Origin of the sequence: Escherichia sp. E4742 (assembly GCF_005843885.1) — a bacterium.
In the GTDB taxonomy this organism is placed as follows: domain Bacteria; phylum Pseudomonadota; class Gammaproteobacteria; order Enterobacterales; family Enterobacteriaceae; genus Escherichia.
Genome location: NZ_CP040443.1, coordinates 3,401,681 through 3,414,514 on the forward strand (window position 1 = coordinate 3,401,681; position 12,834 = coordinate 3,414,514).

Annotated in this window: 10 protein-coding genes; 6 read left to right on the top strand and 4 right to left on the bottom strand. The window is 50.4% G+C overall.

Features of this window, described 5'->3' with window-relative positions; genetic code table 11:
- Window positions 1–52 precede the first annotated feature (52 nt).
- From FEM44_RS16490 to FEM44_RS16505, 4 genes are all read left to right on the top strand, one after another.
- On the top strand, window positions 53–730 hold the full coding sequence (locus FEM44_RS16490; protein WP_130206197.1) for an AroM family protein: 678 nt from the start codon (window positions 53–55) through the stop codon (window positions 728–730).
- A gap of 71 nt (window positions 731–801) precedes the next feature.
- Window positions 802–1,086, top strand: a complete 285-nt coding sequence (gene ppnP / locus FEM44_RS16495) for a pyrimidine/purine nucleoside phosphorylase (protein WP_135523166.1) — start codon at window positions 802–804, stop codon at window positions 1,084–1,086.
- Window positions 1,087–1,230: 144 nt separating this feature from the next.
- Complete coding sequence (locus tag FEM44_RS16500) at window positions 1,231–3,510, top strand: DUF2773 domain-containing protein (RefSeq protein WP_135523165.1); 2,280 nt, start codon at window positions 1,231–1,233, stop codon at window positions 3,508–3,510.
- On the top strand, window positions 3,507–3,962 hold the full coding sequence (locus tag FEM44_RS16505) for an SF0329 family protein (protein ID WP_135523164.1): 456 nt from the start codon (window positions 3,507–3,509) through the stop codon (window positions 3,960–3,962). The genes FEM44_RS16500 and FEM44_RS16505 overlap by 4 nt, the downstream gene beginning before the upstream one ends.
- A gap of 82 nt (window positions 3,963–4,044) precedes the next feature.
- Here FEM44_RS16505 and rdgC read toward each other — a convergent pair whose 3' ends face one another.
- Complete coding sequence (gene rdgC, locus FEM44_RS16510) at window positions 4,045–4,956, bottom strand: recombination-associated protein RdgC (protein ID WP_130206205.1); 912 nt, start codon at window positions 4,954–4,956, stop codon at window positions 4,045–4,047.
- A 124-nt stretch (window positions 4,957–5,080) separates the two neighbouring features.
- On the opposite strand from rdgC, the gene mak reads away from it, so the two are divergent.
- Entirely contained in the window at window positions 5,081–5,989 is a 909-nt protein-coding gene (gene mak, locus FEM44_RS16515) for a fructokinase (protein ID WP_135523163.1), read from the top strand.
- 320 nt (window positions 5,990–6,309) lie between these two features.
- On the opposite strand, the gene araJ is transcribed toward mak, so the two are convergent.
- The 3 genes from araJ to sbcD form a co-directional block, all read right to left on the bottom strand.
- The gene (gene araJ, locus FEM44_RS16520) at window positions 6,310–7,446 is read right to left on the bottom strand and encodes an MFS transporter AraJ (RefSeq protein WP_135523162.1); all 1,137 of its coding nucleotides are present in this window, start codon (window positions 7,444–7,446) and stop codon (window positions 6,310–6,312) included.
- A 125-nt stretch (window positions 7,447–7,571) separates the two neighbouring features.
- Window positions 7,572–10,715, bottom strand: coding sequence for an exonuclease subunit SbcC (sbcC, locus tag FEM44_RS16525; protein WP_135523159.1), 3,144 nt, complete (start codon window positions 10,713–10,715; stop codon window positions 7,572–7,574).
- Window positions 10,712–11,914, bottom strand: a complete 1,203-nt coding sequence (gene sbcD / locus FEM44_RS16530; protein WP_135523158.1) for an exonuclease subunit SbcD — start codon at window positions 11,912–11,914, stop codon at window positions 10,712–10,714. Before sbcD ends, sbcC begins: the two co-directional genes overlap by 4 nt.
- Window positions 11,915–12,103: 189 nt before the next feature.
- Here sbcD and phoB point away from each other — a divergent pair, with 189 nt between their 5' ends.
- Window positions 12,104–12,793, top strand: coding sequence for a phosphate response regulator transcription factor PhoB (phoB, locus tag FEM44_RS16535; protein WP_000113933.1), 690 nt, complete (start codon window positions 12,104–12,106; stop codon window positions 12,791–12,793).
- Window positions 12,794–12,834: the final 41 nt, after the last annotated feature.

Genomic DNA, 12,834 nt, shown 5'->3' on the forward strand with positions numbered 1-12,834 from the left:
GGTGCTTAGTATTTGCTCGGTAATTAACGACGAAAAAGAAAGGTGGAAGACAATGAGCGCGTCGTTGGCGATTCTGACCATCGGCATTGTACCAATGCATGAAGTTTTGCCGCTTCTGACGGAGTACATTGACGAAAATAATATTTCCCATCATAGCCTGCTGGGGAAATTAAGCCGCGAAGAGGTGATGGCGGAGTATGCGCCAGAAGCAGGCGAAGAAACTATTCTTACATTATTAAATGACAACCAGCTGGCCCACGTTTCACGCCGTAAAGTGGAGCGTGATCTACAAAGCGTGATTGAGGTACTCGATAATCAGGATTATGACGTTATTTTGCTAATGAGTACGGCCAACATTAGTAATATGACAGCGCGAAATACGATCTTCCTCGAGCCTTTACGCATTCTCCCACCGTTGGTTTCCTCCATTGTTGAAGGTCACCAGGTCGGTGTTATTGTTCCAGTAGAAGAGCTTTTGGCCGTTCAGGCGCAAAAATGGCAAATTTTGCAGAGAACACCACTATTTTCGCTGGGAAATCCCATTCACGATTCTGAGCAGAAAATCGTTGATGCCGGGAAAGAATTGCTGGCGAATGGGGCGGATGTCATCATGCTGGATTGTTTAGGATTTAATCAGCGTCATCGCGATTTACTGCAAAAAAAGCTCGATGTACCTGTTTTGCTCTCTAACGTATTGATTGCTAGGCTGGCGGCGGAATTGCTGGTGTAATTTTACGTGACAGTTAGCACCTTTGGCCCCTATAGTGAAGAAGATGTTAAACCACCTGACAGGGCCAGTTTATGCTTCAAAGTAACGAATACTTTTCCGGAAAAGTGAAATCGATCGGCTTTACCAGCAGCGATACTGGCCGCGCCAGCGTCGGTGTGATGGTTGAAGGTGAATACACGTTCAGTACTGCGGACCCCGAAGAGATGACGGTGGTCAGCGGGGCGCTGAATGTTTTGCTGCCTGGCGCTACCGACTGGCGCGTGTATGAAGCTGGTGAAGTATTTAATGTTCCCGGCCACAGCGAGTTCCATCTGCAAGTTGCCGAGCCGACCTCCTATTTGTGCCGCTATCTGTAATATCGCGCCTTCCCGTCTGAATGGGAGGGCATTTTTCTGAAATATTCCTTAATTCACGAATAATAAAATCTCCGTTGCTGCTAATTTTTCTATTTTCGATATATTCATAATCTATCAAGGTTGATATTAATATCAGTGAAGATTATGAATAAAATAAAAATATTGATCATCTGTATGATTGTATTTATTGCCACCGAAAATGTTTACGCTGCTGAGTGGATCACTAGCGATGATCTTATTAAGTCAGATTTCCATATCATGACTGCAGAAGAACGTAATGGAGTGAAAGAGGAAACCGGTGATAGTATGGAAGCCTCTTATATGCTTAAAAATAACATTCGTTGGTATTATCATAATGGAGATTTATCAATACCCAGCAATTTTAGTAATAAGCATACCCTGGTAATCAAGGGGAATTTAACCATTAATGGTGATTATGATGATTATTCGGCAGGTGATGGTCAACTCATTGTGTTAGGCAATGTAATTGTCGACAACTTTATTAATCATGATTTCGCATACGTCAAAGGTGAGATGCAAGCGAAAGGTTTAGTCTATGCTGATTATAATGATCATAACTTTGAAGTAATGAAAGGTATTACGGCTCGCGGAATTATTGTTTCAGACAAGGCGACGCAATTTGAGGTTAATAACGCTGAGTTTTATATCAACGAAGATACCAGCAATGAAAATTATGACTGGGATGCGAATATTCGGAAAGCGTATTCGCTGTTTGAGCCCGACCTCTATGAGATTACTGAAATTAAAACCGACAATGTTTTAAATGCCTATCCTGATTATGACAGCGTAGCGGCCAGTATTGTCCAGGGATTGCCGTTGTTTCGCGATAAACCTGTATCGGGGGTAAGTGAAAAATTGCAGTGGATTGAACAGGGCAAGGTCGAAAAATTTGCGGCTGGCAACGTTAAACATGAAGATCCGCTGGTGGCGCGTTTTCTGACTCGCATGGAGAGTCTACCAACCGATGTTATGCTGCAATTGCTACAGCATCCTGATGACCAGACACGAGAATATATGGCGCAGCGTTGGCCCGCCAGGCAAATGCATTTACTCACCGCGCCTTTTATTAAAGACCAGGCAGTGGCGAAAGGACTGATTAAAAACAGCGATATTTCACCAGAAGTGAATGAAAAATTAATGTCGACTCCTGTCGAGAGCGTCCAACTCGAGCAGGCCAGACAGGATAATCTTTCTCCGGAAATCATTGCCCTATTAAGTCAGAGTCCGTTTCCGATTGTGCGTAAGACGTTAGTCAGCCAGTACGATTACGCGTGGCTGGCGCCAGCATCCGTGGTGGATGAACTGATAAATAGCGATGATGATAAACTACGCGAACGAATTGCTGGTGCCGATTTGACTACACGACAAGCCGTGGCGCTGAGTAACGATCAATCACTTAAGGTCCGTGAAGCCGTAGCCCATACGCTTGCGGAACTAAAAGTTACGCGGCTTTCTGCAAACATGAGTATTCCCGATATTGAACGTATTGCAGATCAAATGTATCTCGATAATAAAGACCATAAAAATATCGTTATGGCATTATTTATTGCTTTACCTGAAGCGCGCCAACTGTCGCTGGCAAAAGAAGATATACGATATTTACGTGAAGGTGCGCGTTATCTGACATCAACTGAAGTGATTAACTATCTCCTGACACATCATGATAACCCTGCTGTCTGGAATGAATTAGCACACGATAAACTGCTGCCGTTAGAATATAAGGAAAAATTGTGGCAGCGCACATTGCAATTAATGATGAACAAACGGCAAGAAGATCAGGAGCAGGCGTATGATATACAACTGGAACTGATTGATAATGGCATGGTAGATGAAGCAATGCTCAATGACGCCATCGATTTGCTGCCTGATTTACCGGCTGAATATCGTTACCGGATGCGCAATCAGTTATTTGATAAAAATGATTTACCATCAGAGATTATTGCCCGTCTTGATAAGCAATATCGCTTTAATTCTGACTGGGCGCTGTCTGTTACAGACATGACAAATAGTAATCGTAGGCAGTGTGATAGAGGATTACGTCGCTGGAATGATGATGATAGCGTTATTTTAATTGAGCTGGATAAGCTGACAGATAAGCCTGATGACGAGTTTTGGCTGGCATTACTGCAAAGTCGGCATGAACAATTACGTAAAACGGCGTTGATTAATGCGCATACGCCGACTTCCGCATTCACAGCATTGGTTACACCGCAGGATCGTCAGGGAGCGATTGCCAATCCGCAACTGCCTGCTGAGGTGAAAACGGCGTGGTTAAAAGAGGAACCGTCATTACTGTTATTTGCCGATCATCCGGATCCGCAACAATTACGAAAATTAGTTAAAACCGGATCGACACGGCAAATTCGTAGTGAAGCGCGCAATAAGCTTGAGGAACTAAAATGAGGTCACGGCCCTGGAGTAAATTACAGCGGGAAATCTATGATTTACTGACGCCGATCATCAATTTGCAAATTCACTGTACCCGTTATCCAATGCGCAGCCAAAATGGTGGAAGCACCGATTTGCCGTGTTACTGGATCACTCTGGATCACGATGTTATCTGGGATTACCCAAAAGACTTTGTCGCGGGTAATCATGGCGTGCGAAATTTTCACGGCGAAACTTGCTGGTATCCTTACCTGACGGATATTTGTTCAATTTCCGATTTATTGCGTGAATATATTGATACACCGAAAGCGGAACTGTTAACGAAACAGTTTGCTGGCGATAAGTGGGGGTTAGTGAATATTCTGCGTGCCGCCGACAGGCGAATAGGGACGAGGCGGTTAGATCAGTTACGGCGTAAAACGCATAATATTGCAGCGTTAAAAATCATTACCCGACGTAGCGAATGATTAGATTAATGCCTGGCATGGCTTCGTACGCCGGATAAGACGCACCGAGGCGTCGCATCCGGCATTGAAGGCAAACCAGCTATTAACGTTGCGCTTCGCCACCCAATCCTTCGATCAGGTTTTGAATTAACGCTGCCAGTTCGCCTGTCATCAGGATGAAATCGGCGTCAAAACGCTGGGCAAAATCTTCGCGGTCGATATCTTCGTTTTGATCGCGCAGTTCGTCGCAGAACTTCAGGCGCTTGAGCGAACCATCGTCGCACATCACAAACTGAACGCGCTGCTGCCAGTCGAGCGCCAGTTTAGTCACCACTTTTCCGGCTTCAATGTGATTGGTGATCTCTTCGCTGGTCAGATCTTGTTTCTTCGCGCGGATCACGCCGCCATCTTCCAGCAGCGATTTCAGCTCGGCTTCATCAAGCAGCTGGAAGCCCTGTGCCGCGCTACCGGAGCGTACCCATTCGGTCAGCGTCAGTTCAATCGGGTTTTCCATGCTCAATGGCACAACCGGTAACGACCCCAGGCTTTTACGCAGCAGTGCCAGCGTATCTTCCGCTTTTTTGGCGCTGGCGCAGTCCACCATGATCAAACCGTTCACCGTGTCGATCCACATCATGGTCTGGCTGAAACGGCTGAAGGCGCGAGGCAGCAGAGAGTGCAGCACTTCATCTTTCAGCGAATCTTTTTCGGTTTTCTTCAGCTTACGCGCTTGCTCGGCTTCCAGTTTGGCGATTTTCGCTTCCAGCGCCTGTTTAATGACCGGAGACGGGAGAATTTTTTCTTCTTTGCGCGCGCAGATAACAATTTGACCATTGGCAACGTGCGTTAACGCATCGCTGTGCGATCCCATCGGAGGAACCCAGCCCATCTTCGCCATATCCTGGCTGCCGCATGGGGTAAATGCCATCGAGGCTAGCTGTTTTTCCATCTCTTCTGCACGCAGCGAAATTTCGCGGCTAAGACGGTAAACCATTAAATTTTTGAACCACAGCATGATAATTTCCACGGCCTTGTCGTTAAATTTAGCGGGCATGATAACGAATTGTCGGCGGCCTTGCATTGCCAATCCGGTTGTCCGTCTCTACGCTATTGATATTGAAAAAAATAAGGAGAGTACCGTGCGTATAGGTATCGATTTAGGCGGCACCAAAACGGAAGTCATTGCACTGGGCGATGCAGGGGAGCAGTTGTACCGTCATCGTCTGCCCACGCCGCGTGATGATTACCAGCAGACTATTGAAACGATCGCCGCGTTGGTAGAGATGGCGGAGCAGGCGACGGGGCAGCGTGGAACAGTGGGGATGGGGATCCCCGGCTCGATTTCACCCTATACCGGAGTGGTGAAGAATGCCAATTCAACCTGGCTTAACGGTCAACCATTCGATAAAGACTTAAGTGCGCGGTTGCAGCGGGAAGTGCGGCTGGCAAATGACGCCAACTGTCTGGCGGTTTCAGAAGCGGTAGATGGCGCGGCAGCGGGAGCGCAGACGGTATTTGCCGTGATTATCGGCACGGGATGCGGCGCGGGCGTGGCGTTCAATGGTCGGGCGCATATCGGCGGCAATGGCACGGCAGGCGAGTGGGGACACAATCCGCTACCGTGGATGGACGAAGACGAACTGCGTTATCGCGAGGAAGTCCCTTGTTATTGCGGTAAACAAGGTTGTATTGAAACCTTTATTTCGGGTACCGGATTCGCGACGGATTATCGTCGTTTGAGCGGACATGCGCTGAAAGGCAGTGAAATTATTCGTCTCGTTGAAGAAAGCGATCCGGTTGCCGAGCTGGCATTACGTCGTTATGAGCTACGACTGGCGAAGTCGCTGGCGCATGTGGTGAATATTCTCGACCCGGATGTGATTGTCCTGGGCGGAGGGATGAGCAATGTTGACCGTTTATATCAAACAGTTCCACCGCTGATTAAACAATTTGTCTTCGGTGGTGAATGTGAAACGCCCGTGCGTAAGGCGAAGCATGGTGATTCCAGCGGCGTACGCGGTGCCGCATGGTTATGGCCACAAGAGTAAAAAAACCAGGTAGCTGGTGCATCATGCCTGATGCGACGCTTGCCGCGTCTTATCAGGCTTACACGTAGGCCGGATAAGGCGCTCGCGCCGCATCCGGCACCGTGCTCAGATGCCTGATGCGACACTGGCGTGTCTTATCAGGCCTACAAAATGAGCAGCCCGTAGGCCGGATAAGGCGTTCACGCCGCATCCGGCACTGTGCTCAGATGCCTGATGCGACACTGGTGTGTCTTATCAGGCCTACAAAATGAGCAGCCCGTAGGCCGGATAAGGCGTTCACGCCGCATCCGGCAATAAGCAACGAGCACTGTGACTGCAACCTATCCCAGTGGTTTCGCCAGCACCGGACTCTCCGCTACTTGCTGGCGCTTATAGCGACCATACAGCAGCAACGAGGACATCGCAGCAAACGAGAGCAGGGCGGCAGGCAACGCCACGTAATTATACGCCAGCCCCAGCGTCAGCATCATCCCGCCGCAATAAGCCCCCACGGCGCTACCGAGGTTAAACGCTATTTGCCCACCCGCGGCACCTAATAACTCCCCACCTTTGGCATTTTGCAGTAACAATATTTGCAGCGGTGCTGAAAGGGCAAATAATCCCGCGCAACATATAAAAGCAAAAATAAGCGACGTTGTTTTCATGCCGCCGAAGAAAAAAAGCATCAGCAGTGCCAGCACAATAATGAAGTCCGTCACTGCCGCAATGCGTAGCGGCGAGTAACGTCCGGAAATCCGGCCACTTAGCATATTCCCCAGCACCATCCCCAGTCCGACCAGCATCATAATGAAGGTCATCGCCGTTTCCGAAAAACCGGAAATAAACATCATGTAAGGTTTCACGTAACTAAACCAGGCAAACACACCTGCGTTGCCAAACATGGTGGCGGCGAAAATTAACCACGGGGCCGGGCTGCGCAAAAAGTGAAATTGTTCGCGCAGCTTTCCTTTCGCCTCGTCGCGAATATCCGGTACCCAAAAATAGACCGATGCCATCACCGCAATATTAAAAACAGCGATCAATAAAAAGGTGTAGCGCCAGCTAAATTCCTGACTTAAATACGTCCCCAGCGGAATGCCCAGCAGATTGGCGACCGTCATCCCGGAAACCATACCCGCCACGGCGGCGGTGACTTTGCCGGGTTGGATGATTTTCGATAACACGATCGCCCCGACGCCAAAAAACGCGCCATGCGGAAACCCGGAAACCAGGCGGCCAATGACGCACAACGTCACCAGAAACAACAAGATATGTTTGAGTGAGTAGCGGCTGGAAAAAAGCGCGATTATCGGTGCACCGACCACCACCCCCAGCGCATAATACGAAATCATATGCCCGGCGGCAGGAATCGAAATCCCCACATTATGCGCCAGCTCCGTGAGCACCCCCATAATGCCAAATTCAGCCATTCCCAGGCCAAATGTGCCGAGTGCCAAAGATAAAATAACTTTTTTCATACCACCATCACAACCAACAGAGCAGCTACGAATCACCGTAGCCAATAAAGTGATAGCTTGCAGGATAACGACCAGTCGGGCCAAGAGATAATTCGCCCCTCTGTATTCATTATCCTGCTGAATAGTTATTTCACCGCGAACGTGCTGTCCAGTTTGCTGTAACCCAGTCCGTTGATCTTCTTCACTTTGATCTGCACCGGAATACGCTCTTTCATCGCTTCAACGTGGCTAATCACCCCGATGGTTTTACCACTGGCGTTCAGGGCATCCAGTGCGTCAAGGGCGGTATCCAGCGTTTCGCTATCCAGCGTGCCGAAACCTTCATCGAGGAACAGCGAGTCAATACGCGTTTTATGGCTGACCAGATCCGAAAGCGCCAGCGCCAGTGCCAGGCTCACGAGGAAACTTTCGCCGCCGGAAAGGGTACGGGTGTCGCGTACCGCATCTGCCTGCCAGGTATCAACAACCTCGACCTCCAGCGCCTCGCTGGCTTTACGCTGTAACAGGTAGCGACCGTGCAGCCGGGTAAGTTGCTGGTTAGCCAGATGGACCAGATTATCCAGCGTCAGTCCCTGAGCGAATTTACGGAATTTATCGCCCTCTTTGGAGCCAATCAGCGAATTAAGATATCCCCAGTCCTCAACCTGCTGCGTCGTCTGTGCAATTTGCTGCATTAAGGTTTGTTGTTGCTGACGGTTGTCTGCATCCTGCTTCAGCTGCTGGCGAATTTCCCCCTGGCGAGTGGTGTTTTCACGCAACTTTTGGTGAGTTTGGGCTAACTCTTGCTGAATCTGTTCCACCGTCACCGTGAGATCCAGTCCGCCAGGTCGGTGTTGCTGATGCTGTGCCAGCGTTTCAGCTGTCTGAGTGGCCAGCGCTTGCGCCTGACGACGCTGGTTTTCCAGATTCTGCTTGAGCTGTTCCAGCTGCGTTAGTGTTTGTTCATCCATTAGCGCTGCAAGAAATGCCTGCTGATCGTCAAAAATGCTGTCCTGTAGCGCGGTGTCAAACTGCGCCTGAATTTTTTGCAGACTTTGCACTGCCAGAACCTCCTGTTGCTGCAACGTTTGCTGCTGGCTTTGCAACGCGAGGCATTGTTCGTGAACTTGCCGCCAGTTTTCCAGCGCCACCGTTTCTTCGCTGTGCGGGAGTTCATCACTTTGCGGCAACGTTTCCAGAATCGGCGTCAGCTGCTGAATACGGTTTTGCAGCGCGGTTAATTCGTTCTGGCGTTGCTGCCAGTTCTGCGCTTCTTGCTGACGTGTCGCCAACCAGCTCTCTTCTTCCTCTTCCTGTGGCAATGTCAGTGCGTAACCTGCCAATGCCGTTAAGAGTTGCTGCTGGCGTTGTTCAATTTGCTGTTGATACTGGATAATTTGCTGGTTATGCGCGGCAATCTGCCCTTGTAATTCATGTCGTTGGCTGAGTAACCGCAGCTGGCGTTCGTGCTCATCTTGTGCATCTAGCCACGGTTGAATATCGTCCTGTGGCTGCAAGGTGATATTGAGGCTGGCCGCGACGGCTTGCCATTGTTGAGTAAGTGCTTGCTCATCTTGTCGGAGGCTTTGTGCTTCGTTTTCATCGCGCTGAAGCTGCTTCGTTAATGTATCCAGTTGCCCACGCAGCGCCGCGCCTTCTTCGCCGAGCTTTTTCACTTCGTTTTCCAGCGTTAATAGCCGGGCCTGATTAACGCCCGGTTCCAGCGCCTGATACGCCTCAACCGCCGGGTGGCTGGTGGAACCGCAAAGTGGACAAGGCTGACCCGCCTGTAACTGCGCGCGCTGGGCTTCCAGCGTTTTAATGCGCGCTTCCTGCTCGCAAATTGTTTTGACATCGGCAAGTTGCTGCGTCTTTTCTTTATAACGCTGGCGCATTTCGTTAAGTGCGGCGTTACGTTGCGTCTGTTCCAGAGTGACATTCTGGATAGCGACCTGTAACTGCGCCAGACGTTTTTGTTGGGGAACAATCTGCCCATGCAGCGCAACCAGGCGTTGACGCAGTGGGCGTTGCTCAGCATGTTGCGCCTGGGCGCTAGCAACTTCATCGGCGGTTAACGTCAACGTGATCGCCGCAAGCGCATTAATTTTTTGCTCTGCATGGGTTAACTGTTGCTGCCATTGCCGCAGATGCTCGCGATCGCTGGTTTGTTGGGAGAACTGCGCACGCCAACCCGCCAGTTCGTTGTTCCACTGACGGAAGCGGTCGTGTTCCTGTAACCAGGCATTCAGGCTTTGTTGCTGCTGCTGTAATTCTGCTGACTGCTTCGCCGCGTGGTGGCGAATGCTCGCGCGAAGCGCCATTGTGCTCTGTAAGCGAGTATTTACTTCTTCAATCTGCTGGCGAGTATGCGTTAGCGCTGCGCTGTGTTCTGCTATTCGTTCCCAGTGCGGACGAAGATTTCTTGCCGGTTGCGCCAGGCTGAGGGCCGCCAGTTGCGGTTGTGCTTTTTCTTCTTCGGCTAACGCCTGTTGCAGTGCCTGCTGACGGCGACTGGCTTCCTGCTGCAACTCGTCCTTACGCGTTAACCAGTTTAGCGATTGTTGTTCTTGCTGCTGCGCAGTGAGTAACCGTTTCTCTTCGTCAGTGAGTACCTGCAAACTATCTGTAAGCGATTGCAGCTGTTCTGGCGCTAATAACGCAACGCCGCTGGCCTGCGCTTGCAGTTTCTCCAGCTCAGTACGGGTCGATTTATGCTGTTCAAAAACCATCGCCGAGATTTGCCCGTAGATTTCGGTGCCGGTTAACTCCTCGAGCAATTCCGCGCGTTCTTTTGGTTTTGCATTCAGGAAGGCAGCAAATTGCCCTTGTGAAAGCAGCATCGAACGGGTGAAGCGCCCGTAATCAAGCCCGGTTAACGTCGCTGTCAGTTCCAGCTTATCTTTCACTTTGTCGGCGAGAATTTTGCCGTCTGCGCAGCGCGCCAGCTCTACGCGTGGCACCTGCAAATTACCGTCCGGCTGGTTACGCGCCCGATTCTGGCTCCAGAATGCGCGATACGCTTCACCTTTCACTTCAAATTCCACTTCCGCCAGACATTCGGCGGTATCGCGGGTCATGAGATCATTTTGTGATTGCGAAACGTTAGAGAGGCGCGGGGTTTCGTGATACAGCGCCAGACAAATGGCGTCCAGCAGGGTGGTTTTCCCCGCACCGGTTGGGCCGGTAATGGCAAACAGCCCGTTGCTGGCGAACGGCTCGCGGGTGAAATCAATCTTCCATTCGCCTTTTAATGAGTTCAGGTTTTTCAGGCGCAGGCTGAGAATTTTCATGCTTCGTGTTCTCCGGCGAGGGTCTGCAACGTCGTGGCGAAAAGATTCTGTAGACGTTGCTGCTGCGATTCATCCAGTTCTTCTAGTGCCAGACGGCGATTGAACACCTCTTCGACGCTGAGTTCGCTGAGGGTTTCACGCTGTTGGCTGGCTAACACACGCTCGCGCTGTTCACGACTCCGGCGTACCAGCAATACTTCGACTGGCAGTGATTCGGTTAATACCTGAATCTTGCGTTGAATATCATGCAGATACTCATCAGTAGTGATTTCGATATCCAGCCAGACAGGTGGTTCTTGTGATACATCGCGCCACTGTTCCAGCTGTTCGGTAATCGACGCCAGATCTCCTTTCAGCACTGCCATCGGTTGCGTTACCGGTACGTTCAGGTTTTCCACGCTCTCTAATTTGCCGTTTGAAAATGTCACCAGATGGACATATTTACTCTTACCGCATTCATCAAAACTCAGTGGAATGGGGGAGCCGCAATAGCGAACATGTTCCATGCCACCAATAATCTGCGCGCGGTGAATATGCCCGAGCGCGATGTAGTCGGCTGGCGGAAAGTTTTGTGCCGGAAACGCGTCCAGCGTGCCAATATAAATGTCACGCACGGCGTCACTTTTACTGGCACCCACGGTCGTTAAATGTCCCGTGGCGATGATGGGCAGAGGCTGATCGCCGCGCAGCTTGCAGGCATCGGCATAGTGTTGTTGATAATAATCAGTAATAGCTGCCAGCAAATGCTGCTGTTTTTCAATACCGTTAAGCCCCGCCTGGCTGGTAATAATGTCACGCGGGCGTAAAAAAGGAATGGGGCACAGCACTGCGCCTGGCGTCCCGTCGCGATGAGGCAAGATTTGCGGCGCATGTCCGGCGCTGGCGACCACGGTAGTATTGAGGAACGCCATGATATCGCGCGATTCATTCAGCGTGGCGACTGAATCATGGTTTCCCGCCAGTACCACCAGATGACAGCCCGTTTGCTGTAAATTGACAACAAAACGGTTGTATAACGTACGGGCGTAACTGGGCGGCGAACCGGTATCGAAAACATCACCGGCAACAATAATCGCATCCACCTGATGGGTTTGTGCTGTCTCCAGCAGCCAGTCAAGAAAAGCCTGATGCTCAGCTTCGCGGCTTTTACTGTAGAAGTTCTGGCCGAGATGCCAGTCTGAAGTGTGAAGGATGCGCATAACGATTCTCTGGCGAAAAAGCATGGGCGCGATTATACCCAAACAGGTGCGCTATTTGCTTTTTTCTGCACCACGGAAATCAATAACCTGAAGGGATGTGCGACGTGCTTTTCATAAATCTGTCATAAATCTGACGCATAATGACGTCGCATTAATGATCGCAATCTATTTATTACAACAGGGCAAATCATGGCGAGACGTATTCTGGTCGTAGAAGATGAAGCTCCAATTCGCGAAATGGTCTGCTTCGTGCTCGAGCAAAATGGCTTCCAGCCGGTCGAAGCGGAAGATTATGACAGTGCTGTGAATCAACTGAATGAACCCTGGCCGGATTTAATTCTCCTCGACTGGATGTTACCCGGCGGCTCCGGTATCCAGTTCATCAAACATCTCAAGCGTGAGTCGATGACCCGTGATATTCCGGTTGTGATGTTGACCGCCAGAGGGGAAGAAGAAGATCGCGTGCGCGGCCTTGAAACCGGTGCGGATGACTATATCACCAAGCCGTTTTCGCCGAAGGAGCTGGTGGCGCGAATCAAAGCGGTAATGCGCCGTATATCGCCGATGGCGGTGGAAGAGGTGATTGAGATGCAGGGGCTAAGTCTCGACCCGACATCTCACCGGGTGATGGCGGGCGAAGAACCGCTGGAGATGGGGCCAACTGAATTTAAACTGCTGCACTTTTTTATGACGCATCCCGAGCGCGTGTACAGTCGCGAGCAACTGTTAAATCACGTCTGGGGAACCAACGTATATGTGGAAGACCGCACGGTCGATGTCCACATTCGCCGCCTGCGTAAAGCACTGGAACCGGGTGGGCATGACCGCATGGTGCAGACCGTGCGCGGTACAGGATATCGTTTTTCAACCCGCTTTTAACGCCTTGCTCATCGGACGCAGAGCAAGGCTTATGATTTCAT